20 protein-coding genes and 1 pseudogene are annotated in these 26,076 nt (G+C 61.1%); 16 read left to right on the top strand and 5 right to left on the bottom strand.

Annotated features, from left to right (window positions below):
- Positions 1-178 precede the first annotated feature (178 nt).
- The 5 genes from rpmH (at position 179) to V5738_RS18680 (ending at position 5,502) form a co-directional block, all read left to right on the top strand.
- Positions 179-313, top strand: coding sequence for a 50S ribosomal protein L34 (gene rpmH / locus V5738_RS18700; protein WP_037337617.1), 135 nt, complete (start codon positions 179-181; stop codon positions 311-313).
- 3 nt (positions 314-316) lie between these two features.
- The gene (gene rnpA, locus V5738_RS18695; protein ID WP_423822336.1) at positions 317-676 is read left to right on the top strand and encodes a ribonuclease P protein component; all 360 of its coding nucleotides are present in this window, start codon (positions 317-319) and stop codon (positions 674-676) included.
- Positions 677-713: 37 nt separating this feature from the next.
- Positions 714-2,480 carry a membrane protein insertase YidC gene (gene yidC / locus V5738_RS18690; protein WP_423822335.1) on the top strand — a complete coding sequence of 589 codons (1,767 nt, stop codon included), beginning with the start codon at positions 714-716 and terminating at the stop codon, positions 2,478-2,480.
- A gap of 10 nt (positions 2,481-2,490) precedes the next feature.
- The gene (mnmE, locus tag V5738_RS18685; protein ID WP_423822334.1) at positions 2,491-3,852 is read left to right on the top strand and encodes a tRNA uridine-5-carboxymethylaminomethyl(34) synthesis GTPase MnmE; all 1,362 of its coding nucleotides are present in this window, start codon (positions 2,491-2,493) and stop codon (positions 3,850-3,852) included.
- A 66-nt stretch (positions 3,853-3,918) separates the two neighbouring features.
- Entirely contained in the window at positions 3,919-5,502 is a 1,584-nt protein-coding gene (locus V5738_RS18680; RefSeq protein ID WP_423822333.1) for an FMN-binding glutamate synthase family protein, read from the top strand.
- A gap of 91 nt (positions 5,503-5,593) precedes the next feature.
- Here the strand turns inward: V5738_RS18680 and V5738_RS18675 are convergent, their stop codons facing one another.
- Positions 5,594-6,424, bottom strand: a complete 831-nt coding sequence (locus tag V5738_RS18675; RefSeq protein WP_423822332.1) for a glutaminyl-peptide cyclotransferase — start codon at positions 6,422-6,424, stop codon at positions 5,594-5,596.
- A 23-nt stretch (positions 6,425-6,447) separates the two neighbouring features.
- Here V5738_RS18675 and V5738_RS18670 point away from each other — a divergent pair, with 23 nt between their 5' ends.
- On the top strand, positions 6,448-7,326 hold the full coding sequence (locus V5738_RS18670; RefSeq protein WP_423822331.1) for a formate/nitrite transporter family protein: 879 nt from the start codon (positions 6,448-6,450) through the stop codon (positions 7,324-7,326).
- A gap of 69 nt (positions 7,327-7,395) precedes the next feature.
- Complete coding sequence (locus tag V5738_RS18665; protein ID WP_423822330.1) at positions 7,396-7,602, top strand: CsbD family protein; 207 nt, start codon at positions 7,396-7,398, stop codon at positions 7,600-7,602.
- A 61-nt stretch (positions 7,603-7,663) separates the two neighbouring features.
- Here V5738_RS18665 and V5738_RS18660 read toward each other — a convergent pair whose 3' ends face one another.
- Together V5738_RS18660 and V5738_RS18655 are read right to left on the bottom strand one after the other, a co-directional pair.
- Complete coding sequence (locus V5738_RS18660; protein ID WP_423822329.1) at positions 7,664-8,341, bottom strand: gamma-glutamyl-gamma-aminobutyrate hydrolase family protein; 678 nt, start codon at positions 8,339-8,341, stop codon at positions 7,664-7,666.
- Positions 8,338-9,342 carry an amidoligase family protein gene (locus V5738_RS18655; protein WP_423822328.1) on the bottom strand — a complete coding sequence of 335 codons (1,005 nt, stop codon included), beginning with the start codon at positions 9,340-9,342 and terminating at the stop codon, positions 8,338-8,340. The genes V5738_RS18660 and V5738_RS18655 overlap by 4 nt, the downstream gene beginning before the upstream one ends.
- 142 nt (positions 9,343-9,484) lie before the next feature.
- On the opposite strand from V5738_RS18655, the gene aceE reads away from it, so the two are divergent.
- The 6 genes and pseudogenes from aceE (at position 9,485) to V5738_RS18625 (ending at position 17,711) form a co-directional block, all read left to right on the top strand.
- On the top strand, positions 9,485-12,175 hold the full coding sequence (aceE, locus tag V5738_RS18650) for a pyruvate dehydrogenase (acetyl-transferring), homodimeric type (protein ID WP_423822327.1): 2,691 nt from the start codon (positions 9,485-9,487) through the stop codon (positions 12,173-12,175).
- Between the two features lie 95 nt (positions 12,176-12,270).
- Positions 12,271-14,043 (top strand): dihydrolipoyllysine-residue acetyltransferase, encoded by a 1,773-nt coding sequence (aceF, locus tag V5738_RS18645; protein ID WP_423822326.1) that lies wholly within the window; start codon positions 12,271-12,273, stop codon positions 14,041-14,043.
- A 186-nt stretch (positions 14,044-14,229) separates the two neighbouring features.
- Positions 14,230-16,392, top strand: coding sequence for a dihydrolipoyl dehydrogenase (gene lpdA / locus V5738_RS18640; protein WP_423822325.1), 2,163 nt, complete (start codon positions 14,230-14,232; stop codon positions 16,390-16,392).
- A gap of 134 nt (positions 16,393-16,526) precedes the next feature.
- Complete coding sequence (locus tag V5738_RS18635) at positions 16,527-16,793, top strand: HigA family addiction module antitoxin (protein ID WP_423822324.1); 267 nt, start codon at positions 16,527-16,529, stop codon at positions 16,791-16,793.
- A gap of 124 nt (positions 16,794-16,917) precedes the next feature.
- Positions 16,918-17,177: pseudogene (locus tag V5738_RS18630) on the top strand (HigA family addiction module antitoxin).
- Between the two features lie 135 nt (positions 17,178-17,312).
- The gene (locus V5738_RS18625) at positions 17,313-17,711 is read left to right on the top strand and encodes a hypothetical protein (protein WP_423822323.1); all 399 of its coding nucleotides are present in this window, start codon (positions 17,313-17,315) and stop codon (positions 17,709-17,711) included.
- A gap of 528 nt (positions 17,712-18,239) precedes the next feature.
- Here the strand turns inward: V5738_RS18625 and V5738_RS18620 are convergent.
- Positions 18,240-18,641: a DUF6632 domain-containing protein gene (locus tag V5738_RS18620; RefSeq protein WP_423822322.1), complete on the bottom strand. Its 402-nt coding sequence runs from the start codon at positions 18,639-18,641 to the stop codon at positions 18,240-18,242.
- An 842-nt stretch (positions 18,642-19,483) separates the two neighbouring features.
- Between V5738_RS18620 and V5738_RS18615 the strand changes: the two genes are divergently transcribed.
- Both V5738_RS18615 and V5738_RS18610 read left to right on the top strand, forming a co-directional pair.
- Positions 19,484-19,852, top strand: a complete 369-nt coding sequence (locus V5738_RS18615) for a phosphonate transporter (RefSeq protein WP_423822321.1) — start codon at positions 19,484-19,486, stop codon at positions 19,850-19,852.
- 9 nt (positions 19,853-19,861) lie between these two features.
- Positions 19,862-21,148 carry a diguanylate cyclase gene (locus V5738_RS18610; RefSeq protein ID WP_423822320.1) on the top strand — a complete coding sequence of 429 codons (1,287 nt, stop codon included), beginning with the start codon at positions 19,862-19,864 and terminating at the stop codon, positions 21,146-21,148.
- Positions 21,149-21,419: 271 nt separating this feature from the next.
- Here the strand turns inward: V5738_RS18610 and V5738_RS18605 are convergent, their stop codons facing one another.
- A complete protein-coding gene (locus V5738_RS18605; RefSeq protein ID WP_423822319.1) occupies positions 21,420-22,700 on the bottom strand; it encodes a hypothetical protein in 1,281 nt (426 codons plus the stop codon).
- A gap of 798 nt (positions 22,701-23,498) precedes the next feature.
- Between V5738_RS18605 and V5738_RS18600 the strand changes: the two genes are divergently transcribed.
- A complete protein-coding gene (locus tag V5738_RS18600) occupies positions 23,499-25,832 on the top strand; it encodes a putative bifunctional diguanylate cyclase/phosphodiesterase (RefSeq protein WP_423822318.1) in 2,334 nt (777 codons plus the stop codon).
- Positions 25,833-26,076: the final 244 nt, after the last annotated feature.

The following is a 26,076-nucleotide window of genomic DNA, read 5'->3' as shown; positions in this document are numbered from 1 at the left end:
ATCGATCGCTCCATTGCGGCAAAAACACGGCCCCGCGCCTGAGCACGGCCCGATACGTTAACCTACTAATCACAACTTATCCACAGTGTTTTTCAAGCTTGCAAGCGTCTCGCAGGGCGACTAGAATCCGCGCTCTTTTCCTCCAATTGCGCCGACGCAGGCGCGAGTCGAGCACGTTATGAAACGCACCTTTCAGCCCAGCAATCTGCGTCGTAAGCGTACGCATGGATTCCGTGCCCGCATGGCCACCAAAAATGGTCGCCGTGTCCTGGCCGCCCGTCGCGCCAAGGGCCGTAAGCGCCTCACGCCGTAAGCTGTGACCGATCAGCAGGCGACGTTTCCCCGCGCGGCGCGCCTGCTCAGACCGCCGCAGTATCGTGCGGTGTTCGCCCGCGGCGAGAAGTTCGTCTGCGATGGTTTCGTGGTGATTGCTGCGACCAGCGACGAACCTCGGGCGCGGCTGGGCCTTGCGCTGGCCAAACGCCGAATCCGGCGGGCCGTGGATCGCAATCGGGTCAAACGCCTCGTTCGCGAGTCGTTTCGGACCGTGCGCAGCGATCTACCGGCGGTTGATATCGTCGTGCTGGCACGAAGCCGAACGGCAACTATGGACAACGCGGCGTTGACCGGCCAGCTGGGCCGGATTTGGCGCCGGGTTGCCCGCAATGCACGATAGCCTCGTCCTCCGCTAACGTCAGGGACATACGCCACGCATGGACAATATACGCTTCGGGCTGCTGTGTGCGGCCGCCGTCATCTGCTTTTTCCTCTACCAGGCATGGCAGACCGACTACGCGCCGAGCCAGCAGGCACAGACCGCCCAGACCAGCGGTCAGCAAGCGAATCAGTCGCCCGGCGCCGCAGGCGACGGTGGCGATGTTCCCGATTTCGGTGCGCCGTCGAGCCAAGGTTCGAGTACCGCCAGTAACGGCAGCGGCGGCCAGAGCACGCCCGATGGCGGCAATACCGCCCAGGTACCCGGATCCAACCGCTCGCCGGTCTCCGATGGCCAGTCGGTGCATATCGTTACCGACAAGCTGGATGTCACCATTAATACCCACGGTGGTGATTTGCGTCGCGTGGCCCTGCGGGGTGTGCCGGTCTCCGACGAGCAGCCGGATACCGATCTGCGTCTGATCAACGACACCCTGCCCGATTTCTTTATCGAGCAAAGTGGCTTGATCTCGCCGGATTCGGATGCCCCGAATCACAACACCACCTTCCAGGCGGCCCAGAGCCAGTACCGGCTGGGCCAGGATCAGGACACCCTGCGTGTGCCGCTGACCTGGACCGATGATGCTGGGCACAAGGTCACCAAGACCTATGTCTTCCACCGCGGCAGCTACCGGATCGATCTCGACCACAAGGTCGCCAACGATTCGCAGTCGCCTTGGAATCTGCGCCAGTACGTGCGCTACTGGCGGGCGCCGCACGGCAATACCGGCGACGTACCGTTCTCGCATCCATTTTTCGGCATCGGCTGGTATGCCGCCAAGGGCGACGACGACTACGCCTATCTGCAGCGCAGCCGTGACGACCTGGCCTCGGATCAGCTGACGGTCGACCAGACCGGCGGCTGGATCGCCATGGTCCAGCACTACTTCATCGGTGCGGTGGTGCCGCCCAAGGATGCCCAGGTCCGGCTGTTTGCCCGGCCGAAGAACATCCAAGGCGTGGATGGCAGCTATGCCTCCGGTTTCGTCGGCCAGGCCCGCAACGTGGCCGCCGGCAGCCAGGCGGATTTCACCTCGACCCTGTTCATCGGCCCGAAATATCAGGATCAGCTGGACGCGGTCGCGCCCGGCCTGGGGCTGACTGTCGACTATGGCTGGTTCTCGGTGCTGGCGCGGCCGATCTTCTCGGTGCTGGAATTTCTGCACTCGCTGGTCGGCAACTGGGGGGTCGCGATCATCCTGCTGACCGTCCTGATCAAGGCGCTGTTCTACAAGCTCTCCGAGATTCAATTCCGCGGCATGGCCCGGATGCGTAAGTTCCAGCCGCGCATGCAGAAGCTCAAGGAGCAGTACGGCGACGACAAGCAGGAACTGCAGAAGCGGATGATGGAGCTCTACAAGAAAGAGGGCTTCAATCCGATGGCCGGCTGCTGGCCGCTGCTGGTCCAGATGCCGGTGTTCATCTCGCTGTACTGGGTCCTGCGTGAATCGGTCGAGCTTCGGCATGCGCCGTTCATGTTGTGGATCCAGGATCTGTCGGCCCCGGACCCGTACTTCATCCTGCCGGTCATCTTCGGCGCGACCATGTTCTTGCAGCAGAAGCTCAACGCCAACGTGGCGATGGATCCGATGCAGCAGCGCATCATGCAGATCATGCCGCTGGGTATGGCGGTGTTCTTCTGCTTCTTCCCGGCCGGTCTGGTGCTCTATTGGTGCACCAACAACCTGCTGTCGATTGCCCAGCAGTGGTACATCTACCGCAAGCTCGACGCCGAGGGTCTGAACCAGAGCCCGGCGAACAGCTAGCCTAGAGGCCATGGCGGCGGTCGGGTCGAACGACACCATCGCGGCGCTGGCCAGTGCCCCAGGCCAGGCGGGCGTGGCGGTGGTCCGGGTCTCCGGCCCGGCCGTGCCCGAGATTGCCAAGGCCTTGATCGGGCGCCTGCCCGAGCCGCGCTATGCGGCTCTGGCAGGGTTTGTCGACGCTGAGGGTCAGGCCATTGATCACGGCCTGGCCCTGTATTTCGCGGCCCCGGCCTCGTTCACCGGCGAGCATGTGCTCGAGTTGCACGGCCATGGCAGCCCGGTACTCGTGGATCTATTGCTGGCCCGGATCGTCGAACTCGGTGCCCGCCTGGCCGGCCCCGGGGAGTTCTCCCAGCGCGCCTTCTTCAACGATAAGATCAGCCTCGATCAGGCCGAGGCGATCGCCGATGCGATCGCCGCCGGCAGCCAGGTCTCGGCACGGGCCGCGATTCGCTCTCTGGAAGGCGCCTTCGCCCGTGAGGTTGAAGCCCTGACCGCGGCCCTGACCGCGCTGCGTGTCTATACCGAGGCCGCGATCGACTTCCCGGACGAAGACGATGTCGATTTCCTCGGCGACGGCCAGATCCTAGGCCAGCTGGATGCCATCGCGGCCGATCTGGCCGGTCTGCGCCAGTGTGCCGCCCAAGGCGCCGGCTTTCGCGATGGCCTACGGCTGGTAATCCTCGGCCGGCCCAATGTCGGCAAATCCAGCCTGCTCAACCGGCTGGCCCGACGTGAAACCGCGATCGTCACCGAGATCGCCGGTACCACCCGCGATGTGCTGCACGAACAGCTTTCGATCGACGGCCTGCCGCTGACCCTGGTGGACACTGCCGGCCTGCGCGAGACCGACGATCCGGTCGAAGCCGAGGGCGTACGCCGAGCCCGGGCTGAGTTGGCCGGCGCCGATCGCGTACTGCTGGTAATCGACGACCGTGAGGGCCTGACCGAGGCCGATCGTGCACTGCTGGCCGAGGTCGATGCCCAGGTCGGGGTTACGCTGATCGCGAACAAGGTCGATCTATCGGGCGGCCTGCCCGGCAGCGGCCGGATCGCCGAGCGCGAGGCCGTACGGGTGGCGGCCATCGACGGCCGCGGCTTCGATGCCCTGGCGCATCATCTCAAAACGCTGGCCGGGGTCGGCGATCAAGCCGAGCCGGCGTTCGTGGCCCGCCGTCGCCATCTGGCCGCGCTCGATACCGCAGCCGCAGCGCTTGCCGCCGGTCGCGAACGGCTGGTGAACGACGCTGCTGGGGATCTGCTGGCCGAAGAACTCAGAGCCGCCCAGACGGCGCTCGGCGAAATCACTGGTCAGGTGACCAGCGAAGACTTGCTGGGTGCGATCTTCACCAGCTTCTGTATCGGTAAATAAACGGTTTTAGAGCGCCCGCCCTGGGTGCATAGTGTTGGGCTGGCTTCGTGATCGCAGCAATCAGCCATGTTCGGACATCCTCGTGCTTTATACGCGGTCTATCTGGCCTTCACGCTGATCGTGACCGCGGTACTGGCGGTGGTCGCCCCGGCCTGGTTATGGGTGGCGGCGATTTTGATCGCGCTGGCCGTGCTCGGGGCCTGGGATCTGCGTTCGCATCACAACGTGTTGCGCAATTTCCCGATTCTCGGCCATCTGCGCTACATGATGGAGTTCCTGCGGCCAGAGCTGCGCCAGTATTTTTTCGAATCCGAGACCAGCGGTCGGCCGTTCAATCGCGAGCAGCGCGAAATTATCTATAGCCGCGCCCGCGGCGGCTCGGATACCTCGCCGTTCGGCACCATGCGCGATTTCGAGGACGCCGGGTTTTCGTTTTCCCAGCACTCGATGGCGCCCAAGACGCTGGATGCTGCGCATGCCCGGGTCACTATCGGCAACAGCCAGTGTGCCCAGCCCTATAGTTCCTCACGGCTGAATATCTCGGCGATGAGTTTCGGGTCGCTGTCGGCCAACGCCGTGGCCGCCATGAACCGGGGCGCGGCACTGGGCGGCTTTGCCCAGGATACTGGCGAAGGCGCGATCAGCGATTATCACCGCGAACACGGCGGCGACCTGATCTGGGAGATCGCCTCGGCCTATTTCGGCTGTCGTTACGACGACGGCTCGTTCAATCCGGACGATTTCGCTGCCAAGGCGAACACCGAACAGGTCAAGATGATCGAAATCAAAATCTCCCAGGGCGCCAAGCCGGGGCACGGCGGTCTGCTGCCGGGCCGCAAGGTGACCGCCGAGATCGCTCGCGTACGCGATATCGAGCAGGGTCAGGACTGCCAGTCACCGGCGACCCATCCCGAGTTCGATACCCCGGTCGGCCTGTTGCGCTTTGTTCAGCGGCTACGTGATCTGACCCACGGCAAGCCGGTCGGTTTCAAGCTCTGCCTGGGGCGCCCGCACGAATTCATGGCGGTCTGTAAGGCGATGCTGGAGACTGGCATCACCCCGGATTTCATCACCGTGGACGGCGCCGAAGGCGGTACCGGCGCAGCCCCGGCCGAGTTCGAGGATTTCATTGGCACCTATATCAACGATGCCTTGCCATTTGTGGATAACTGCCTAAAGGGCGTGGGGCTGCGCGAGGATATCGTAGTCATCGCCAGCGGCAAGGTGGCGATGGGCTACGACATGGTGGTCAAGCTGGCTCTCGGTGCGGATATGTGTAACGCCGCCCGCGGTTTCATGTTCTCGGTCGGCTGTATCCAGTCGCGGCGCTGTCATACCGATACCTGCCCGACCGGCGTGGCGACCCAGGATCCGCGCCGCGCCGAGGCGCTCGAGGTCATGGGCAAATCGCTGCAGGTGCGTAACTTCCACGCGGCGACCCTCAAGTCGTTCATGGATATCACGGGCGCTATGGGCGTGGCTTCGCCCGAAGAGCTCGATCGCAGCCATATCTACCACCGGCCGGAGTACGGTCTGGCTGAGACGTATGCGGCGATGCATCCAACGGTCGAGTCCGGTGATTTCCTCAACGATCGTATCCCCGAGGTCTATCGACAGGATTGGGTCCGGGCGACGCCGGCCGCGTTCTAGGACCTGTTGCTCGGCACACCTGCGCCGCGCTGGCCCGCGCTGGCCGGGCCCAAGAGCCGCAAATGGCCACCTACAGCGGCCATAGCCTCGCTCAGGGGCCCTCGCCCCGCGGCCGGGCGATCTGAAACAGCCGCGGCCAGTATTTGCCGGTGATATAGATCCGGTCGTGTTCGGCATCGTAGGCAATGCCGTTGAGCACGTCGGCGGATTCCGGCATTCGCGCCGCCAGCGCACCGGCGTCGAGGCGACCGAGCACCGCGCCGCTGGCTGGATCGATGCGTATGATCCGATCGGTCAGCCATACATTGGCCCAGATTTCGTCGCCGATGACCTCGAGCTCGTTGAGATGGCTAACCGAGTGGCCTTGTTCGGTTACGCGTAGCCGGCGCACGGTATTAAACGTCTTAGGGTCGATAAACTGTAGTTCTGCCGAGCCGTTGCTCATGACCAGTTGGTCCTGCCAGCGGCTCAGGCCCCAGCCTTGGCCCTCGTAGTCGAATTGATCTAGTACCCGCAGACGATCGGCGTCGTAAACGAAGCCGGTGCCGGATTTCCAGGTCAGCTGGTAGAGCCGATCGCCGATTCGGGCCAGGCCTTCGCCGAAATAGCGCTTCGGCAGTCGATAACGGGCTTCGACGCGGCCGGTGGCCAGATCGACCCGGCGGACTTCCGAAGCACCATACTGGCCGGTGCTTTCGAACAATATGCCGTGGTCGATCAACAGCCCTTCGGTAAAGGCCCGGGGATCGTGCGGCTGTTCGCCCAGAACTTCGACCGGCGTGCCAGAGCCGCCATTGGCGCAGCTGGTAGCCAGCAACAGGGTCAGAAACAACAGCACAGCGTTGGTTGGCAGCAGTGGCCGCTTCAGCGAATGGTGTCGAAACCGCGTCGATTCGCAGCGGTTACGCGTAGAATGAGTCACGATATCTATCCCGTCGAGTCGACATGACCGAACCATCTAACGCCGACGATCAGCGTTTTGAGCAGTCGCGCAGCAGCGACAACGAACACGATCTGGATTCGCGCCAGCGCCGCGATGCACGGCGCCGCGAAGCGCCGAGCGCGGCCGTCGTGTACGAAGCCATCCGTGCCGAAGCCGAATCCGAGCTGACCCGGCCGCTACTCGGTCTGGCCTGGTCGGCGTTGGGAGCTGGGCTGTCGATGGGGTTTTCCTTTGTCGCTCAGGCCCTGCTCCAGAGCTATACCCCGGATAGCCCCTGGCAGTCGATTGTATCGAGCCTCGGCTATTCCATGGGTTTTCTGTTCGTCATTCTAGGGCGCCAGCAGCTGTTCACCGAAAACACGCTGACCCCGATTCTCGAGGTGCTGCGGGTACGCGAGATCGATACCGTCGTCCGCACCCTCAATCTGTGGGTGGTGGTGCTGGTCGCCAATATCGTAGGCACGGCAATCTTTGCGGCCATGCTCGCCTATTTCCATGTCTTGAGTGCGCCCATCGATGCGGCGCTGGCGCATATCTCGGCCGCCGAATACGAAGCCTCGTTCGTGACCACCCTGGTGCGCGGCGTCTTCGCCGGCTGGCTGGTCGCGCTCATGCTGTGGCTGATGCCGTTTGCCGAGACCGCCCGGGTCGGCGTGATCATCCTGGTGACGTTCTTGATCGGCCTGGCGCATTTTCCACATATCATCGCTGGTTCGGTAGCGGCACTGTATGCCGTGTTCCACGGCAGCCACGGGGTTTTCGAGTATCTGGGTGTGTTCTTTATGCCGACTCTGATCGGCAACATCATCGGCGGCATTCTGATGGTCGCGGTGATCAACTATGCCCAGGTCGCCTACAGCGATTCGCGGCGGGAAAATTGATCTTTAGAGCGCGCCAAGGCGCGCCCAAAGGCGCTATGATCGGGTTTCGTCTTCTATAGGAACTAGGTCATGGCAGAATCGGATGACAAGTGGGAAGGACGATGGGACCGCGCGAAGGGCAAGGCCCGGGAGCACTTCGGGCGTCTGACCGATGATGATGTCGAACAGGCCCGCGGCAAACGCGAGAACCTGCTCGGCAAGATTCAGGAAAAATACGGCGAAACCAAGGAAAAGGCCGAAGAACTGCTCAAGGATTTCGAGCGTCGGTATATGTAGCCGGCGATCGTTTCCTGGTCTTTTCAGGCGCACGGCCGGTGGCATATACCACCGGCTTTTTTCATGCCCGGTGGGCAGCGATCACCAGAGCGCGAAACAACCGCCGGGACGCCCGTCGATAGATCAGGTATTCCGGATGCCACTGCACGCCGATCAAGCGCAGGCGGCGGCATTCCACGGCCTGGACGAACCCATCGGCGTCCCGGGCGGCGACGCATAAATCGCGGCCGAGTCGGTCAATCGCCTGATGGTGCAGACTGTTGACCCGCAGCCGGCGGCCGGCGCCGAGCTGTTCGGCCAGGCCGCTCGAGGGCCGGATCGCCACGCTCTGGCAGGGCAGCGGGTTGATTCGGGCTGAGGTGGCGCGTCGCCGGGCCGTAATGTCGGTGAACAGGCTGCCACCGGCGACCACGTTCAACAGCTGGGCGCCACGACAAATCCCCAGAATCGGCTGGCCGGCAGCCAGAGCACGTTGAATCGCGGCGATCTCAAAGGCATCGCGGTCGTGATCGGCCCCTGGGTCGCCGCTGGCCGAGGCGGTGTACAGATCGGTCGCGATATCGTCGCCGCCGCCGATGATCAGGGCCACGATCGACTCTGGCCAGGGCCGCGTAGGCGTTGCACGCACCGCCCGGCCACCGGCCAGATGCACGGCCAACCATGTACACCACCAACCCGGGGCCCAGCGCCCGGCCCGCCCGGTCACAGCGATGCGGGGCCGTATGCGCGGGCGGGTCATGGCAGATAGCGCTCGAAATCTTGGCCCCAGCGGCCGAACAGATCGCCCAACGGCGTATCCAGGGCCTGGCAGTAATCGGCACAGATCGCCAGCAGGCGTGGCCGATCGGCTGCCAGTGCTTCGACCGTCAGCCAGTGCTCCCAGGCCGGGCGTAGATCCCAGCCAGGCTGTTCGATCTCGCAGTTGGGTAGCCGGTAGTGCAGCGTTGGACGGGCCTTGAGCAGTGGATCGTCGATCACGGCATCGACCCGGGCTCGATCCAGCCAGGCGAACAGCGGCAGCATGTCCAAGGCCCGGTTGCGGCTGGGGTTGGCGGCCAGATAGTCATCGATCAGCTCGGCCTGGCTCGGCGCATAGTCCGGATCGCAGATACGCCGAATATAGCGGCGCTCGTAGGGCTGGATATAGGGAAACACCCGGCGCGAGATATCGATGGCACTGACCCGGTATAACCAGTCGAAGGCCACGGCGAAGGCACGCAGGTAATCGAGCACGATCGCGGCCTGTGTATCCGGCATCTCTAGGTTGAAGTGCAGGCCAAAGGCATAGATCGCCGAGACGTTGGTGCCGCGGGCGCCGCTGCTTCGAAGTTGTGCGATCAACGGATGCAGTCGATGCAGCGTATCCATGGCCAGCGGCGGCGCCACCACTTCTAGCGGCACTACGCGCTGGGCCACCGTGCCCAGCAGGTCGTCGGACAGTCGACCGATCTCGGACCAGAAGCCCGAATTATTGGGTTCGCGACCGCGCTGTTTGAGGTAGGCATAATCTAGCTCGACCCTGAAATCGCCGAGCGCGCTATTCGTTACACTGTATTCATATGCGCTGTACGGGAAGATATCGCCCCCGTAGCGGGCTTGAATCAGCGTCGGGATCTGTTCGATCGACAGGCCGGTTAATTCAAGTTCCACGCCTACACGCCGCATCGCGCCGGTCGCGGTATAGGCCCGCGAAGGCCGGCGTAGCGGTGGATTGGCCGGTTCGGTTACGGCGTTGGACATCGGATCGTGCAGTGCAACATATTCAATATAGCGCAGAATACGACAAACCGCGCAGCCACGGGCCAGTTGTCGGTCTTTGGAGTGCGGGCGTAATATTTGCGGAAATTAGACCCACTAAAATGCTTTGTCGAAGGAGCATGGTATGGCTCAAGCGAGCGCCCACCCCGAGCATGTGGACGACGCCAACGACGTCGATCCCCAAGAATCTGCGGAATGGCGCGATGCGCTTGACGCAGTCATTGAATACGAGGGGCCGGAGCGTGCGCATTTCCTGCTGGAGATGCTCATCGACCGGTCTCGGCGCACTGGCGCACAGATCCCCTATTCGCTGAACACCGCTTATGTGAACACGATCCCGCCGCATATGGAGGCCAAGGCCCCCGGCGATCCGGCGATCGAGTGGCGCATCCGGTCCTATATTCGCTGGAACGCGATGGCGATGGTGGTCCAGGCCAATCGTCACCATGAAGGCGTGGGCGGGCATATCGCCAGCTTCGCCTCGGCGGCGACTCTGTATGAGGTCGGCTTCAACCACTTCTTCCATGCGCCTTCCGAAGAGCATGGCGGCGATCTGGTGTTCTTCCAGGGCCACTCGGCCCCGGGCTTCTATGCCCGGTCGTATCTGGAAGGCCGCCTGACCGAAGACCAGCTCTACAACTTCCGCGCCGAATCCACCGGCAAGGGGCTGTCGAGCTATCCGCATGCGTGGCTGATGCCCGACTACTGGCAGTTCGCCACCGTGTCGATGGGTATCGGTCCCATTAACGCGATCTACCAGGCGCGCTTCATGCGCTATATGGAAAATCGCGGCGTCGAGAACACCCAGGGCCGCCATGTCTGGTGTTTCTGCGGCGACGGCGAGATGGATGAGCCCGAGTCCAAGGGCGCGATCGGCATGGCCGCCCGCGAAAACCTCGATAACCTGATCTTCGTGGTCAACTGCAACCTGCAGCGCCTAGACGGCCCGGTGCGCGGCGACGCCAAGATCGTCGACGAGCTGGAAGGCTTCTTCCGCGGTGCCGGCTGGAACGTCATCAAGGTGCTCTGGGGTTCGCTCTGGGACGGCCTGCTGGCCCAGGACCACGAGGGCAAGCTCGTCGAGCTGATGAATGAAACCGTCGACGGCGAATACCAGGCCTACAAGGCCCGCGGCGGCAAGTACACCCGCGACGAGTTCTTCGGCAAGTACGAAGAGACCAAGCGCATGGTCGCCTCGATGTCCGACGAAGACATCAGCCGGCTCAACCGCGGCGGCCACGACCCGCACAAGATCTATGCCGCCTATCACCAGGCGGTAAACCAGGACAACGGCAAACCGACCGTGATCCTGGCCAAGACGGTCAAGGGCTATGGCATGGGCGAGGCTGGCGAAGGCCAGAACATCACCCACCAGCAGAAGAAGATGGCCGAGGACGCGCTCAAGGAATTCCGCGATCGCTTCGAGATCCCGATCTCGGACGACAAGATCGCCGATGCGCCGTTCTACAAACCGGATGAAGACTCGGAGGAGATGAAATATCTCCACGATCGGCGCAAGGAGCTGGGCGGCTATCTGCCGCAGCGCCGCACCGAGGGCGACAAGCTGCAGATTCCGGAGCTCAAAGCCTTCGACAAACTGCTGCAAGGCTCCGGCGATCGCGAGATGGCCACCACCATGGTGTTCACCCGCATCCTGCAGATCCTGACCCGCGATAAGAACATCAAGGATCGTGTCGTCCCGATCATTCCGGACGAGGCGCGGACCTTCGGTATGGAAGGCATGTTCCGTAGCCTGGGGATCTACTCCCCGGTCGGCCAGCTGTTCGTGCCCGAGGACTCCGACCAGCTCGCCTTCTATAAGGAAGCCAAGGACGGCCAGATCCTCGAGGAAGGCATCACCGAGGCGGGGGCGATCTCGTCCTGGATGGCAGCGGCCACGTCGTACTCGAATCACGGCAAGACGATGATCCCGTTCTATGCCTTCTATTCGATGTTCGGCTTCCAGCGCGTGGGCGACTTTTGCTGGGCCGCCGGCGACATGCGCGCCCGCGGCTTCATGATGGCCGGTACTGCTGGGCGCACCACCATCAACGGCGAAGGGCTACAGCATCAAGACGGGCATTCACACGTCATGTTCGAGTGCGTGCCCAATGCTAAGTCGTATGACCCGACCTTCTCCTACGAGATGGCGGTGATCATTCACCGTGGTCTGGTAGAGATGTACGAGGAAGGCCGCGACGTCTACTACTACCTGACGATGATGAACGAGAACTACAGCCACCCGGCGATGCCGGAAGGCGTAGAGAACGACATCATCGCCGGCATGTACAAATTCTCCGAGTCGGGCACCGACAAGGACGCCCAGGTGAACCTGCTGGGGTCGGGCACGATTCTTCGCGAATCGATCGCCGCCGCCAAGATGCTCGAAGAGGAATACGGCGTCGGCGCTACCGTCTGGAGCGCGCCGAGCTTCCCCGAGCTCAAGCGCGACGGTGCCTCGGTCGAGCGCTGGAACATGCTGCATCCGGAGCAGGAGCCCAAGACCAGCTTCGTGGCCGAAAAATTCGCCGATGCCAGGGGCCCGGCGATCGCCGCCACGGACTACGTCCGTGCCCTGCCGGAGATGATCCGACCGTACATGCCGGTGGCCTATCACACCCTCGGCACCGACGGTTATGGCCGTTCCGATACCCGCGAAGCCCTGCGCGAGTTCTTCGAGGTCGACCGCCGCTGGATCACCGTCTGTGCCCTCAAGGCCCTGGCCGACGAAGGCAAGATCGAGCGTAAGGTGGTTGGCGAAGCGATCAACAAGTACGGCATCAATCCGGAAAAGCCGGATCCGCTGACGCATTGATCCGCGCCCGGTACGAAGGGTAAGACGACAACCGAGACAGACTGGCCCGAAGGTTCCACGTGAAACCTTCGGCCGGTTCAGCAAGGAAACGCTTTATGGCGGCGCAGGAAATCAAAGTCCCGGATATCGGCGATTTCGACTCGGTCGAAGTCATCGAAGTACTGGTCTCCGAGGGCGATACGGTCGAACAAGAACAACCGCTGATCACGCTGGAATCCGACAAGGCGACACTCGAAGTGCCGTCGACGGTCGCCGGCAAGATCACCGAACTCAAAGTCTCTGAAGGCAGCACTGTCTCCGAAGGTGACGTGATCGCCATGGTCGAGGCCGGCGAAGAAGATGCCGGCGACGACTCGCAGGACGACGACTCGGACCAAAGCCAGGCGTCGGCCGATGACGGCGCCTCCGAGGATGAATCCGCAGACGAAGCCGAACAGGCCGGTGGCGATGACCAATCCGGGGGCGGCGAGACCATCGAAGTCAAGGTCCCGGACATCGGCGACTTCGACTCGGTCGAAGTCATCGAAGTGTTGGTCTCCGAAGGCGACGAAGTCGAAAAAGAACAGCCGCTGATTACGCTGGAATCGGACAAGGCGACACTCGAAGTGCCGTCGACCGAGGCCGGCACTATCAGCGAACTGAAGGTCTCGGAAGGCAGCACCGTCTCCGAAGGCGACGTAATCGCCCTGCTCCAGTCGGCCGGTTCCGGCGGCGGCCAGAGCCAGTCGAGCGGCCAGTCCCAGAGTCAGTCGAAAGGCCAATCCAAAGACCAGTCCGGCGGTGGCAAGGACAGCGCGCAACAGAGTCAGAAGGCCGAACAAAAGCGCGGCGCGAAAAAGCCCGAATCCGGTACTGCCTCGCAGGATGACAAACCGGTCGAGGCCGACCGGACCGGCGGCGACCCGTCCAAGCTCAAGTCGATCGACGAAGAACGCTTCGGCAAGGCCCATGCTTCGCCGAGCGTGCGTAAATACGCTCGCGAGCTCGGCGCCGACCTAGGCAAGGTCGATGGTAGCGGCCACAAAGGCCGGATCACCTTCGAAGACGTCCAGTCCTACGTCAAAGGCGCGCTGGACCAGGTCCAGAGCGGCAAGGGCGCAGCCAGCGCTGCGGCCCCAGCCGGCGGTGGCGGCGGCGTGCCGACCCAGCCGGACATCGACTTCAGCCAGTTCGGCGAAGTCGAGATCACCGAGCTCGAGCGCATCCGCAAGATCTCGGCCAAGGCGGTACACAAGAACTGGCTGCTGATCCCGCATGTCACCCAGTTCGACAACGCCGACATCACCGAGATGGAGCAATTCCGTCAGGCCAACAAGGACAAAGCCAAGGCCGACGGCGTCAAGCTCACGCCCTTGGCCTTCCTGCTCAAAGCCTCGGCGGCTGCGCTCAAGCAGTTCCCGGATCTCAACAGTTCGCTGACCGCGGACGGCGAGCATCTGGTGCACAAGAAATACGTCAACATCGCAGTGGCGGTCGACACCCCGAACGGCCTGCTGATGCCGGTGATTAAGGATGTCGACAAGAAAGGCATCTACGATATCGCCCGCGATCTGGACGACGTCTCGGGCCGGGCCCGCGAAGGCAAGATCAAGGGCGACGACATGAAAGGCGCCTGCTTCTCGATCTCCAGCCTGGGTGGGGTCGGCGGCACGGCGTTCACGCCGATCGTCAACTCCCCCGAGGTCGGCATCCTGGGTGTGTCCAAGCACAGCTGGCAGCCGGTCTGGAACGGTTCGGAATTCGAGCCGCGTCTGCTGCTGCCATTGTCGTTCTCCTACGATCACCGCGTGATCGACGGGGCTAAGGCCGCGCGGATCACCGGCTATATCAGCCAGTGCCTGTCCGATCTGCGGACGCTGTTGTTATAGGGCCGTGGCCGGTGCGCGGCGATCCGGGTACGGGGCGACGCCCTAGCGAGGCTAGTGGCCGTCTGCCCTACCCGGCTTGCCGCGCACTGACCCGCGCCGGGCTGGCCGGACTGTTCGATACGGTCCGGCCAGCCCGATTACCAGAATGCAAAGATCGGCACTGGGCCGGTCGAAGGTGCTAGAACCATGGCGCAGGAAATCAAAGTTCCGGACATTGGCGATTTCGACTCGGTCGAGATCATCGAGGTGCTGGTCGCCGAAGGCGATACGGTCGAAAAGGAACAGCCCCTGATCACCCTCGAGTCCGACAAGGCCACGCTCGAAGTGCCTTCGACGGTCGCGGGCAAAATCAGCGAGCTGAAAGTCTCCGAAGGCGATACCGTTTCCGAAGGCGACGTGATCGCAATGGTCGAGGCCGCAGATGAAGACAGCGGCGACGACTCGGGCGATGCCGAACCGGCTGCCGAGGAAGCCTCTGGCGAGGCCACACAGGACAGCGACAGCAACGGCAAAGCCTCCAGCGGCGGTTCCGACAGCGGCTCGGGGGGTGGCGAGACCAGCGAAGTCAAAGTGCCCGATATCGGCGATTTCGACTCGGTCGAAGTCATCGAAGTGTTGGTCGCCGAAGGTGACGAGGTCGAAAAAGAACAGCCGCTGATTACCCTGGAATCGGATAAGGCTACGCTGGAAGTACCCTCGACTGTTGCGGGTACGATCAGCGAACTGAAGGTCGGCGAAGGCAGCACCGTCTCCGAAGGCGACGTGATCGCCCTGGTCGCCACCGCCGGCGGTGGCGAAGAACAAACCTCGGGCGGCGGTAGCGGCGAGTCGAAGTCCAGTGGCTCCAAGCAGAGCCAGAGCGGCGGCGATCAAGGCAAGGCTGCGGCTTCCAGCTCCAGCCAGAAGGAAGAAGCCAAGGCCACTACGCCGGCCAGCGACGACCACAACTACGACTGCGACGTGCTCGTGCTGGGCTCCGGTCCGGGCGGTTACACGGCAGCCTTCCGTGCGGCGGATATGGGCCTCAACGTCACCATGGTCGAGCGTCACAGCGTGCTTGGCGGCGTCTGCCTCAACGTTGGCTGTATCCCGTCCAAGGCCCTGCTCCACTCGGCCAAGGTCATCGAAGACGCAGCCAATATGGCCAACCACGGCGTGACCTTTGGCAAGCCGGAGATCGATCTGGCCAAATTGCTGGACTACAAGCAGTCGGTTATCGACCAGCTCACCGGTGGCCTGAAATCCATGGCCTCCAAGCGCAAGGTCAACATCGTCAACGGCACCGGTACGTTCAGCGACGAGCATACCCTGGCCATCGACGGCAACGACGACGTCTCCCAGATCACCTTCAACAAGGCGATCATCGCGGTCGGCTCCGAGCCGGTCATGCTGCCCGGCTGGCCGGAAGACGAGCGCATCTGGACCTCCGAAGACGCCCTCTCGCCCGATGAAATCCCCGGCTCCCTGCTGGTGGTCGGCGGTGGCATCATCGGCTGCGAAATCGCTAACGTCTATGCCGCCCACGGCACCGACGTTGACGTCGTCGAGATGACCGATTCGCTCATCCCTGGTGCCGACAAGGATCTCATCAAGCCGCTTACCAAGCGCATGAGCAAGCGCTGCGGCAATATCTGGGTCTCCACCAAGGTCACCGGCATGGAAGCCGGCGACAAGCTCACGGCGAGCTTCGAAGGCAAGGATGCGCCCGAGTCGAAAGACTACGACCGCGTGCTGGTCGCCGTCGGCCGCAAGCCCAACGGCAACAAAATCGGCGCCGAGATCGCCGGCCTCGAAGTCAACGAGCGTGGCTTCATCCCGGTCGACAAACAGTGCCGGACCAACGTCGACCACATCTTCGCTATCGGCGACGTTTCCGGCGAACCGCAGCTCGCCCACCGGGCGACTCATCAAGGCAAGGTCGCGGCCGAGTGCTGTGCTGGCGAAAAAGCCGCCTTCGATGCCAAGGTCATCCCCTCGGTCGTCTATACCGACCCGGAAGTCGCCTGGACGGGTGTGACCGAAACCCAGGCCAAGGCCGAAGGCATCGAATACACCAAGGGTGCCTTCCCTTGGGCTGCCAACGGCCGGGCCATCGGCCTGGACGCCACCGACGGCAATACCAAGCTACTGTTCGGCTCGGATGGCCGCATTATCGGCGCAGGCGCGGTCGGCAGCGGTGCCGGCGACCTGATCGCCGAAACCTGCCTGGCCATCGAAATGGGCGCCGACGCTGACGACATCGGCCTCACGATCCATCCGCACCCCACCCTGGCCGAAACGGTCGGCATGGCCGCAGAGGCCGAAGCGGGCACGCTGACGGATCTGTATATCCCGAAGAAGAAAAAGTAGAGGCGTTACCGCCTGCTACGACTAAAGGCCGGCTCGTCGCCGGCCTTTTTTGTGGGCGGTGTTATTTACAGGCGTTGTGGGATTGCCTAACGTCTGTATGAGGCAACGAGTAATCGTGCGCCGAGAGGGAAATCTTGGCCGAGCTTGCCAGCATTCATCCGGGGGAAGTCCTGCTGGAAGAATTTCTGAAACCGATGAAGCTCAGCCAGACAAGGCTTGCCAATGAGATCGGCGCGCCGCCTCGTCGTATCAACGAGATAGTGCTGGGTAAGCGGGCTGTTAGTGCCGATACCGCGGTCAGGCTGGCGAGGTACTTCGGTACGAGTGAGAAGCTCTGGATGGGGTTGCAGGCTGATTACGACCTGGAAGAAGTGCATCGGCATGACGCGGATGACTGTTAACCGTGGTCCGTCCCCTATTATTTCCCGCAGTATTCGAATCGATCAGCAGTGGCGGCTGTGCTTTATCTGGGATAGCGGGCAGATTGATGACGCGGAAATCGTGGATTACCACTGAGGTATTGTCATGATGGAATTAGCGAATATTCATCCCGGCGAAGTCTTGCTGGATGAATTTCTGAAGCCGATGGAGCTAAGCCAGACACGGCTTGCCAATGCAATCGGCGTACCGCCCCGCCGTATCAACGAGATCGTACTGGGTAAGCGGGCCGTTAGTGCCGATACCGCAGTCAGGCTCGCCAGGTGTTTGATACGAGTGAGAGGTTCTGGATGGGGTTGCCGGCAGATTACGATCTGGAGGAGGTGCATCGGCATCATGCGGCATGATCTCGGTGACGAGTAATTGGGGTCTGTCCCCTATTATTCCTACGCATTTTGTAAGGCATGAAATGAGGTAAATACCGTCTTTCAAGAATTTGAGGTTGAGCGCATTCGTGCGCTCAACCTCAACCTGGAATTATTATGCGCTATCTGAAAATAACTTATGCCGCAAGTGCAGCATTGTTTTTCCTAGCCGGCGGTATGCTTATTCAGTATGGCTTGAGCTTCGTTTATGTCAGAAGTTCTATCGTATACACAGTGAGACCATTATTAGCTCTTTCTGGCCTAGCATTCGCCTATTGTTTCTTCTTAGGCCGATACAAGGGCAATTTCTACTACTGGCTTACATCGCTTGTATATTTTGCCGCGGGCCTTTCAACATTGGCTGCAAGTAGCACTAATTATGAAATCTTATTTTTGATGCTAATGTTTGTTTTTATAGCATCACTTCCAATCGTCGTATGGCCAGTCAATAAGATACGAATGAAAGATCCTTTTGAGAAGAAGAATTTTTTCAAAGTTTATTTCGGATATGCTTAGCATTCAACCGAATGTGATCGAGAAGAAAGCGAAGCTTTGGGGTCAGATTGAGCCGGTCCCTATCACGGATAGTTGAGTTAAGCGTCAGATTCTGCCGCTTCCTAGAATTCCAGCGGTGTTTGGTAGACTAAGGCGTTTTAACGCAAACTGCGGAGTCCGTCAACGAGGACAATCGGGGACAATCGGGGACAATCGGGGACAATCGGGGACAGACCACGGTTTCGGGACAATCGGGCACAGACCACGGTTTCTACGGTGAGTGATCGCGCTTTGTTCCCTCTCCGTAAAAAAACACAGATTTCCATGAATGATTGGACCCGCTGCGCCGGGCCGCTTCGCGCGCTACGTTAATACGATCGGTACACTACGAAGATCCTGATGCGCGTTGAACGTCGGATCCGAATCGACCTTGCCCAGCCGACCCAGGAAACAATTTAGGTGTATGACCGCGCCGAGGGTATCGATGAGTTGTTAGCGCTTCAGTGCGATAACTAGGGTCAGGTCTTGTGCTGTGCACAGATCGCATTGTTAACTCGCGCGGCGATGTGTGGCGTCTTTGCTTCGCACACGAGGCGTCAAAAGCGTCAAGGCAGCGGCGACGATGAAGAGCGCCGGCACGTCACCCAGCAAGTGGCCCATCTGTTCCGGCTGGGTCACCGCCTGAACTGCCATGACGGCCCCATGTACGGCGCTAGACCAGACGGTGAACCAGATCAGGCTCAGATTAGCCAATGGATCTCGTGCGGCTAGGATCAAGAACACGCCTAATGTGGCGTAGATGCCGACGAGCATCATTGGATACTCCGAGTGGCCGACGTGCCAACTCCATCCAGACGGCCAGAGCACCATCAGTGGATAGAGGGCAAGGCTGGCAAAGCCGGCCAGAACTAGAACTACACGCAGATATTTGAGGCGATTGATCGCGGTCATGATGGCTTCCTCAATGTAAGGCCCATACGTGCAATCAAGAGGTCCGAGGCAGCATAAGGTTAGGTCGTTTAAAGATGTACCACGCTGTTTCGCGCGCGACGTTATTAGGGCTGGCCACAGCAATAAGATCATTGATGCAGGTTAAAAGCCGTGCCGGTATCGGCAGGCCGCGTCTGGTCCGCAGAACGAGTTGGAAGCCGCATCTAGATCGATAGGGTCAGGTCTTGCTATATGCGTTGCGTATGGCGAAGGATTCCATCCGATCGGCTATATCGGGCGCAGCGCCTTAATGAATGCCCAGCCCTCCCGAATCGAATCACTGTCGATATGCTCTGGGCGGTCAAGTATCAGTAAAAACACTGGCATCAAGTCTCGTTCCTGCTCCGCCGATAAGGCAATGGTAATTAATATTGCCAATACCTGACCTGCGGTCTGTTATGTCTGGTCTTGCTTTTAAGGCCTAGGCGATTCCATGAGACGACACGATGTTGCCCGAGCCGGTTCTGCCATGGTTTTACCTAATAAGCGCTCTGTTGGTACCGCGGCCCGTTTGTCGAGGCGCGGGCCGATGAGGCTGAGCTGAAAATCATGGTGTATTACGGCATGCCTCGCCAGGCGTTGATCTTTTACGGCTACAGAAACGTAGGCCATGGGACGGAATCGGCGTAGTGCTTTGCCGGTTGTGCTGCGGTGTCATGGGTCCTTTGGGCCGGTTCAGACCAAAGATCGGAAGGCTTTGATAATCAATAAGACCGACACCGCATAGCACGAGGCGATATCGCTGGCCGGCCCGAAGGCGCCCAGATCGCGTTGTCTTGATTTCTGTATTCCAGGAGACATGCATGCCCGACACCAAGCCCACATTCGAGACGGTCGGCCTGGCCGATCTCGAAAACATGACACGAGACGAGCAGGACGCGCTCGATTTCGGTGTGATCGGTCTTCGTCCGGATACCCGGGCCGATGTGTATAACGCGACCGAGGCGAAGTTGTCCGGGGTCGATCCATCCAAGGTGTTCGGGGCGACGTTTTTCGCCACGATCGGTCAGTGCATGAACAATTTCATGGTGGCCCAGCGTTTCGAGGACGAACCCGATCTCGATGCGATCGTGCCGTTTGTGCTGACGCTGCGAATGCGCCCGACCCCTGTTCGGCTACGCCTACTACAGGCGAGCGATGTCGAGCGCCGCTATATTCTCGTCGAGCGTTAACCGATAGCCATGGCGATACTGGAGGACAACGACGAGCTGCTGAGCTTCATGTACGCCTGCCCGTTCGGGCTGATCGAGCTGGATGCATCGGGTGTTATCGGCATGATCAATCCGCATGCGATGAAGCATTTGTTGCCGCTGGCTGGAGCACAGGGTGTGGGTAACTTTTTTGCCGCGATGGAACACCATGCGCCGGAGCTGCGTAATTTCGCCGACGGTTTTTCTGACGCCAGCGGTACCATCTGTGATGGGCACCGGATTTTCGTGGATCTGGGGCAAAAAAATCATGATGAGCATCCGAAGGTGCTGTCCTGCTGTTTGGTCAAGCGGGCGCCGGATCAGCTCATTGCGACTTTGAGCGATGTCAGCGCCCAGGTCGCTCAAGAACAACGGCTGCGGCAGGCCGATATGTGGTTCTCGGCGTTGATCGACGAAGTCAATGACCATGCACTTTTGACGATCGACGACCAAGGGATTGTGCTGTGGGCCAATCACTCTTTCGTTCGACAGACGGGCTATACGGCCGAGGATGTGGTGGGCCAACCGGTCAACGATATTCTTGCGAAACAGCGTGAGAGTGACCAAAGCTCGTTCGCCATCGATGACCAGCTGTCGCTGGCTGCCCGTGATGGCTGGCATTTGTTCGAGGGGTGGGAAAAGCGGGCCGGCGGCGATCGCTATTGGTGCCAGCGTTTATTGGTGGCGCGTGCCGAACAGGACAGCGAGGCCAACCGGTCGTTCTCGATGGTGCTCCGGGACGTGCCCGAGCCCGACGAAAAAACTCAGGATCTGATTGAGCTGCTCACACGCGATTACCTGACCGGTGCGACCAATCGAAGGCAGTTTCACAAGTTGCTCAAGCGTGAGCACTCGAATTATCTGAGACAGCATCAACCGCTGTCGCTGATTATTCTCGATCTGGATAATTTTAAGGCACTGAATGATGTGCACGGCCATCCGGCTGGCGACGCTGTGTTGAAGCAGGTCGCGCGGATCGGTCTGGAATGCGCCCCGGCGAAAGCCGTCTTTGCCCGGTTGGGCGGCGAGGAATTCGCGCTGCTGGTTCCAAATTGCCGGCTAGGGGCGACGATTGAACTGGCTGAGTCACTGCGCCGGAAAATTGCCGATTTGCGTATCGAGCTGCCCAGCGGTTCGATCCAGGTTACGGCCAGTTTGGGCTGTGCCGATATGGATGAGACCAATCAATCCACGGATGATCTCATCGCCATCGCCGATCGCCGTCTTTACGAGGCCAAAAACGCCGGCCGCGATCGCGTCGACCCGGTCGCGGCCTGAGGGGCGCCGACCGGTATGCGAGTGTATGGATAGGCCGGTATCCGATGATTTACGGGTTATCGTGTCTTAGGGGCACGACGCGAGAAGAAGGCGTGGGGCCCAAGCGCAATATCAAGCGCAATATAGGGTCAGGTCTTGCGATATGCATTCGGTTTATGACGGCGCGTTGAGCGGGGCGCTCGGGATCGGTTCGTCTCTGTGAAGCCGACCGCCGTGGGATGTCGTAGCCTAGCTGGGCCGGTCTCCAGAAGCAGTGGGCCGCCCGGTGCGTTCATCGGGCGTTGAGCCACTGGCTGACATGGGCTCTTCGGTCGCGCCATCGAAAGAAACCGACTACCGTCCAGACGCCATGCCAAAGCCCCAGCCCCGCGAGCGCGATCAGGCTCAGCGCGGCCGGCAGCTGCGCCAGCCATGCCGACCAGGCGGCTATGGTCTCGGGATTGGCGAGCGTCTCGAGCGCTTGGGTGTCGTTATAAATCGCGATCGCCAGGGTGATCGCGATGAAGCATGTGGCCGCGGTATGGCCAAGCCAGTGTACGGGCGGAAACCGACGCAGCTCGTCATAGCGCGATAGCGCGCCGTGGATGACGACTTCGCCGCTTTTGGTGATCGTGACTTCGACGGTCTCGGGCGTGCGTTGACGCAGCGCGTCGATCCAGTGGCGGGGATAACGCAGCGGCACATTGCCGATCAGCGGTACCGGCCACTTCATGTTCACACTGTTGACCGGGCCCTTGACTACGCCCCAGGTCAGACGTCGCGTGATCGCGGTCGGGGCATTGCCGGGGATATGCCCGATCTCGTCGGCGCCCGGTACGTCACTGTCCTGCTCGGCGACGATCACCTGCCCCTGCAGCCGGAACAGCCGCTCACCGTGTTTGGAGGCGGCGAACTTGATGTTGGGCTGATAGGCCAGAATGCCGAACACCAGCGGCACCCAGCCGATGCCGAACCAGATCGGGTGCTGGCTCGGCGTGGCGAGCAGAAGAATCAGCGCGCCCAGGCAGATGAAAAAGACAGTGATCGTATACAGACAGCCGGCGTCGACCCCCGAACCGGCCAGTCGCAGGTCGTAATCGGCGCCGCTTTCTCGTGTTTCGCCGAGTATGCGAACGCGTTGGGAAGTATCGATCCCGGCATCGAGGGGGGCGGCGCGGGTATCGACGAGTGACGGCAGGATCGGCTGGCCGTTCAGCTCGACTACGAGTGCCTTGCCGCGGGCGCGTACGATCCGCGCTGTACAGGAGAGTTCGATGTTGTGGATCAGGCTTTCGTGGATGAGCACCCAGAGATCGCCGATATAGAGGCGGCGGTCAGGCCCGTAGGCCTGGACTATTTCGAAATCTCCGGTGATCTCGTGTACGCGGTCGTCCAGGGCGGATTCGCTGGGGTAAGCCAAGGCCAGGGCCAACCGTTCGCGGGGGGTGAGGGTCGCCGCGTCGTCATCGTCTTCGGCCAAATCCCGGGACGCATTGGCGTTGCGTTGATAGCGCAGCCATATCGGCACGCCGGTGATCAGCAGAATGAAGATGGCGAATAATGGATAAGCCATAACGAGCGCCAGACGGAGCGGGCACCGGGCAACGCAGAAAAGGCCGCAGAATGCACGAGGCCGGATCGATCAAAGCCACGCATTATATACTGCGCGAGCGATCATTTATCCAGGCTTGGAGGGTCGCTGCCGGGGCCAGGTCTTGGGTCGCGCGCGGCTGTACCGGTCGCTCCCGTTTGAGCGCAATGTAGTGGACTCGGCCAGTGGATACTAGGGTCAGGTCTTGCTTTATGAGTCGATTACGCGGCTGTATAGCCCCACCGAGCGAATGGCCGCCGAGCCGACAGCGTTAGGCTGCCTAGGCACTATCGTTCTTGGGCGCAGTTGGGAGCGGTTGTCGCCGCAATGGGCCTAAAAAAACAGTCAGATCGCTATCAAGTATCGATTCGGGGCGGCCGATAAGACAACGGTAACCTATATTTTCGATCGTTTGGAACGCGGCCTGCCATTACGGCTTGTGACTTCGAGTCCAGCGATATGCGCGCTGGCGCCCGGGTACACCCGGCCGGCGTGGTGCGAGGCGTCGTACTTCAGCGAGTGGATCCATAGCCGCAGCACGGCACGCCGAACCAGCCTTATCGGCTCGCGGCCGGCGATGCTGCATTAACTTGCGACAGCGACGCTCGCCGGTCTGCCTGGTGATGCCAGGTCTGCCTTCGGCGTTCGCGGATCCAGCGTCGGTGTGCCGTTTCTTTCATTGAAACGAAACTGTGTTCGTTCGGCCTCGGCGGGTTTGTCCGAGTTGTCCTGGAATGCATCGAAATGCCTATGACCGATAGAGCGAATGATTCAATGCCCATGTTTAACCCTTCGCTACAACAGGAAAGCGAAAACGCCGATATTCTGCGCGGTCGCCAACTTCATGCCGCCGAACAGAATGTCGAGCGGGCCCTGGTCGGCTCTCTGTTTGCCGCTACGCTGACGACCGTTTTTTTTCACAGCGGCTGGGAACATACCGTATGGGCGTGGTACCTCGGTGTCGTCGTGGTATGCACCGTCCGGATTCTGTTCGCGCGCCGGGTGACCCGTCATCCGTCTGGCCCCGTGGCGCCGGCGGAGATCTACAAGTTCGTGCTGTGGAGTATCGTCACGGCAACAACGCTCACGAGTTTTCCGCTCTGGGTGACCATGAACACGGACGGTTTTACGTTCGCCTACATGATGGCGCTTACGCTTGGCACGTTCTGGTCGGCCTCCTTCGTGCATGCGCCGATCATCTCGACCGCGATCGCATTCATGCTGACCGAGCTCGGCGTTGCGATCGTTGCGGCTTCGTTGGCCGGTATGGACTGGTCGCGGGCCGGGCTGGTGGCGTTGTTCGTCGTTGGCACCGGGGCAGCGCTGCATATCATTCGCCAGCATTCGGATCTGTTTCGACAGGCGGTACTTCAGCAACTCGAACTCGAGAACAAAACCGAGGTCATCGAGTTATTGCTGAAAGAGCACGAAGCACAGTCGAGCGATTGGCTTTGGCAGACCGACGATAAACTGCGGATCGCTGCCCCGTCGGCTCGTTTTGCCGAGGCCATAGCCCAGAATGGCACCGATCTGGCCGGGCAGACGGTCGAACAGGTGCTGAGCGATCGCGCGACGGATGGCAATACCGAAGCCCTGGCTGAATTGAACGCGCATCTGGCCAATCGCCGCGCCTTTCGCGACGTCGTGGTGCCGCAAAGTCTGGATTCGCAGACGTATTGGCTTTCGGTCTCGGGGCGCCCGGTCTACGATCGCCGAGATAGGTTCGTCGGCTATCGCGGCGTTATGGCCGATATCACCGTGGCCCGACTCGCCCAGGCTCGAGCCGCCCATCTTGCCCAGCACGACGCTCTCACGGATTTGCCCAATCGGGCGCAATTCAGTGCACGGCTGAGCCGCGCGTTATGCCGTGGACAGTCCTTTGCCTTGCTCAGCATCGATCTGGATGGCTTCAAGGCGGTAAACGATGGGTTTGGCCATCCCGCGGGCGACAAACTGCTCGTCGAGATCGCCCGGCGGCTGCAAAACAGCCTGGGGTCCACGGATATTGTGGCCCGCCTGGGCGACGACGAGTTCGTAATCCAGACCCAGCAGGCAAACCCGGATCGCATCGCCAGCCTGTGCCGCCAGTTGATCGAGGCCACTGGCCAGCCAGTGATATTTGAAGGCTCCGAGATCGCGGTTGGCGCGAGTATCGGTATTGCCTTCGCGCCGACTGACGGCGCTACGACAGACGAGATCCTGAAAAGCGCCGACTCGGCCCTGGCGCGGGCCAAGCGGGACGGCCGCGGCCGGTTCCGGTTCTTCTCGGCGGCCATGGACCGCGAGCTCCAGCTCCAGCAGCAGCTGATCCAGGATCTGCGTTCGGCGCTCGGCCGCGAGGAATTGATCCTGCACTATCAACCCTTCATCGATGCCCAAAGCGGCGAGATGACCGGCTGTGAGGCGTTGATCCGTTGGCACCATTCCGAGCGCGGTATGATCTCGCCGGGCCAATTCGTACCCCTGGCCGAGGAAAGCGGGCTGATCGTGCCGATCGGCGACTGGGTCATCGAGCATGCCTGCCGGGAGGCGGCTTCCTGGAACAACAACCGGCGGGTTTCGGTCAACGTCTCGCCGGTACAGTTTAGCAATCGCAGTCTGCCGGAACGTATCCAGGCGATTCTTCAGAAAACCGGTCTGGCGCCGAACCGGCTGGAAATCGAAGTGACCGAGACCGTTCTGGTCGAAGATCCAAAAATGGCGCTCGACGCCCTGGGCCAGGTTCGCGCGCTCGGCGTACGCGTCGCGCTCGATGATTTCGGTACCGGCTATTCGTCGTTGAGCTACCTGCGGGAATTCCCCTTCGACAAAATCAAGATCGATCGCTCGTTCGTACAGGATCTCGAAGCCCGCCGAGATAGCCAAATCATCGTGCGTGCCATTCTGGATATCGCCATGGGCCTCGATATGACGATCACCGCCGAAGGCATCGAACTGACCGAACAAGCCGATTACCTACGCCAGATCGGTTGTCACGAATTCCAGGGGTATCTATTCGGGCGGCCGACGGCCGCGAACGATTTGCCGGCCGCGCTGACCGGCGACAGAGAAGCAAGCAGCCCAACCGCGGCCGATGGACAACTCGAATCAGTCTGCCGCGCCGACAGCGCCTAGCGGTAAGGCGTATGCCCACCCCGGCCCGAACGAATCAGGCCCGGTACGGCATGCGTCTGGCCTGCTCGATGCGCTATCCCGGTCTGTTGAGGTTCTATGAGCCTACGCCCAGCGTTTTTTGAAAAAGACGCTAGCGGCAGGGTACGACCGATCATGCTGCACAGCAGCAGCTTGGCCTTCGGATGGGGTTCGTCCAAGGTCCAACGAGCCATGGGCGTCTTGCAGGGCATAATAGGCGGGCGCC

The organism is Salinisphaera sp. SPP-AMP-43, assembly GCF_049568105.1.
Taxonomy (GTDB): Bacteria; Pseudomonadota; Gammaproteobacteria; order Nevskiales; family Salinisphaeraceae; genus Salinisphaera.
This window is presented reverse-complemented; position numbering and strand designations above follow the sequence as displayed.